We start from the raw sequence: 3,313 nt of genomic DNA on the forward strand, positions 1-3,313 counted from the left end.
TCGCTCAGCAGCCGGTGCACCTCGGCCTTGGTGCCGACGTCGATGCCGCGGGTCGGCTCGTCCACGATCAGCACCTTGGGCCGCGTGGCGAGCCACTTGGCCAGGACGACCTTCTGCTGGTTGCCGCCGGACAGCGTGCCGACGGTGTCGGCGATCCGGGCGTACTTGACCTGGAGCTTGACGGCCCAGTCCAGGGACCGGCTGCGTTCGGCGCCGCGGTCCATCAGGCCGGCCTTCACCGTCGTACGGAGTCCGGTCAGGCCGATGTTGCGTTCGATGGACATGTCCATCACCAGGCCCTGGGCGCGCCGGTCCTCGGGGACGAGCGCGAGGCCGGCGGCCATCGCGGTGGAGGGGGCGCCGTTGATCAGCTTCCGCCCGTCCAGTTCGACCTCACCGGCATCCCAGCGGTCGATGCCGAAGACGGCCCGCGCGACCTCCGTACGGCCCGCGCCGACGAGCCCCGCGAGGCCGACGATCTCGCCACGCCGTACGTCGAAGGAGACATCGGTGAAGACGCCCTCCCGGGTCAGCCGGCGCACGCTCAGGGCGACCTCTCCCGGGTTCACGTCCTGCTTGGGGTAGAGCTCGTCGAGGTCGCGGCCGACCATGCGGCGGACGAGGTCGTCCTCCGTCATGCCGTCGAGGAGCTCGCTGGAGATCCAGGCGCCGTCGCGCAGGGTGGTCACCCGCCGGCAGATCTGGAAGATCTCCTCGAGGCGGTGCGAGATGAAGAGCACCGCTGCGCCCTGTTCGCGCAGGGTGCGGACCACGCCGAAGAGACGGGCGACCTCGCTGCCGGTGAGGGCGGCGGTCGGCTCGTCCATGATCAGGACGCGGGCGTCGAAGGAGAGCGCCTTGGCGATCTCGACGATCTGCTGGTCGGCGATGGACAGGCCGCGCGCGGGGCGGTCGGGGTCGAGTTCGACGCCGAGGCGCTGCATCAGGGCGCGGGTCGCGGAGTGCGTGGCCTTGTGGTCGATCCGGCCGAGGGCGCGCCGGGGCTGGCGTCCCATGAAGATGTTCTCGGCGATCGACAGGTCGGGGAAGAGGGTCGGCTCCTGGTAGATCACGGCGATGCCGGCGTCGCGGGCGTCGCCGGGACCGTGGAAGACGACCGGCTGACCATCGAGCAGCACCTGGCCGGCGTCCGGCCGGTGCACTCCGGCGAGCGTCTTGATCAGGGTCGACTTGCCCGCGCCGTTCTCCCCGGCGAGGGCGTGCACCTCCCCGGGAAACAGCTCCAGGGAGACGTCCCGCAGGGCGCGGACCGCGCCGAAGGACTTCGAGATGTCCCTGAGCGCAAGAACCGGGGCCGGACCCGTGGTGGACGGGTGGGTCATGAGGGCTCCTCGACGACGCCGGCGGGACGGCCCTCTCGGCGTCGTGAAAGGTTTCAACTTGGTTGCCGGGACGTTAGGCACGGAGCGCATGTCACGTCAATGGGTCCGTGTCGAAAAAGTTTCGATGAACGAAGGTCACGGCCCGGTCACGAGAAACACCCTTGGTCGCGGGGCTTGACACCCCTCCGGTGGGCTCATACGTTCCCGTCTTGAATCGTTTCACAGTGAAGCCGTTCAATTGACTTTCCGACCCGACGTCACAGGAGCCCTCAAGTGACCGAGCTCGCCGCGGTGAAGGCCGCACTCAAGACGCAGGCAGTCGAAACGCCGTCGTGGGCGTACGGGAACTCGGGGACGCGGTTCAAGGTGTTCGCGCAGTCCGGTGTTCCGCGGACGCCGCAGGAGAAGCTGGACGACGCGGCGCAGGTGCACACGTTCACGGGTGTGGCGCCGACGGTTGCCCTGCACATCCCCTGGGACAAGGTGGACGACTACGGGGCGCTGGCGAAGTACGCCGAGGACCGCGGTGTGAAGCTGGGAGCCATCAACTCCAACACCTTCCAGGACGACGACTACAAGCTGGGCAGCATCTGCCATCCGGATGCGGCGGTGCGCAGGAAGGCGGTGGACCACCTGCTCGAGTGCGTCGACATCATGGACGCGACGGGGTCCACGGACCTGAAGCTGTGGTTCGCCGACGGGACCAACTATCCCGGGCAGGACGACATCCGGGCTCGGCAGGACCGGCTGGCGGAGGGCCTGGCCGAGGTGTACGAGCGGCTGGGGGACGAGCAGCGGATGCTGCTGGAGTACAAGTTCTTCGAGCCGGCGTTCTACACGACGGATGTGCCGGACTGGGGGACGGCGTATGCGCACTGTCTGAAGCTCGGGGAGAAGGCGCAGGTCGTTGTCGACACGGGTCATCACGCGCCCGGGACCAACATCGAGTTCATCGTCGCGACGCTGCTGCGGGAGGGGAAGCTCGGGGGGTTCGACTTCAACTCGCGGTTCTATGCGGACGATGACCTCATGGTCGGGGCCGCTGATCCGTTCCAGCTGTTCCGGATCATGTACGAGGTGGTGCGTGGGGGTGGGTTCACGCCCGAGGTCGCGTTCATGCTCGACCAGTGCCACAACATCGAGGCCAAGATTCCGGCGATCATCCGGTCGGTGATGAATGTGCAGGAGGCCACGGCGAAGGCGCTGCTCGTGGATCGGGACGCGCTGGGTGCTGCGCAGCGGACGGGGGATGTGCTGGGCGCCAACGCCGTGCTGATGGACGCGTACAACACGGATGTGCGGCCGCTGCTTGCCGAGGTGCGTGAGGAGATGGGGCTGGACGCCGATCCCATGGGTGCGTATGCCCGGTCCGGGTGGGCCGAGAAGATCGCTGAGGAGCGGGTTGGTGGGCAGCAGGCGGGTTGGGGGGCGTAAGCGTCTGCCGAGTTCCGTTGTCTGCGGGCTGCGGGCTGCGGGCTGTGTGTGGCTGGTCGCGCAGTTCCCCGCGCCCCTAAGGGGCGCTCCCCCCGGCGCGTTTGAAGATTCACCCCCTTTACATCCTGAAGGACTGAGAAGACATGGCACTGCACCCCGAAGCCGCCGCCCTCCTCGCTCGATCGCATCGGCTCGGCTCCGATCCCCGTAACACCAACTACGCCGGCGGCAACGCCTCCGCGAAGGGCACCGACACCGACCCCGTCACCGGTGGTGACGTCGAGCTGATGTGGGTCAAGGGGTCCGGGGGCGACCTCGGTACGCTCACCGAGGGTGGGCTGGCCGTGTTGCGGCTGGACCGTATGCGGGCGCTCGTCGACGTCTACCCGGGCGTCGAGCGTGAGGACGAGATGGTCGCCGCCTTCGACTACTGCCTGCACGGCAAGGGCGGGGCGGCTCCCTCCATCGACACCGCCATGCATGGGCTCGTCGAGGCCGCGCACGTCGATCATCTGCATCCCGACTCCGGTATCGCG

Annotated in this window: 3 protein-coding genes; 2 read left to right on the forward strand and 1 reads right to left on the reverse strand. The window is 68.3% G+C overall.

Features of this window, described 5'->3' with window-relative positions; all coding sequences use genetic code 11:
* On the reverse strand, positions 1-1,343 hold a 1,343-nt coding region (locus ACTWQJ_RS48865), incomplete at its 3' end, for a sugar ABC transporter ATP-binding protein (RefSeq protein WP_443312808.1).
* 273 nt (positions 1,344-1,616) lie between these two features.
* On the opposite strand from ACTWQJ_RS48865, the gene rhaI reads away from it, so the two are divergent.
* Together rhaI and ACTWQJ_RS48875 are read left to right on the forward strand one after the other, a co-directional pair.
* The gene (rhaI, locus tag ACTWQJ_RS48870; RefSeq protein WP_443312809.1) at positions 1,617-2,777 is read left to right on the forward strand and encodes an L-rhamnose isomerase; all 1,161 of its coding nucleotides are present in this window, start codon (positions 1,617-1,619) and stop codon (positions 2,775-2,777) included.
* Between the two features lie 143 nt (positions 2,778-2,920).
* A partial coding sequence (locus ACTWQJ_RS48875; protein WP_443312810.1) for a class II aldolase/adducin family protein occupies positions 2,921-3,313 on the forward strand: 393 nt, incomplete at its 3' end.

The organism is Streptomyces sp. KR55 (assembly GCF_052245645.1).
In the GTDB taxonomy this organism is placed as follows: domain Bacteria; phylum Actinomycetota; class Actinomycetes; order Streptomycetales; family Streptomycetaceae; genus Streptomyces; species Streptomyces flavusporus.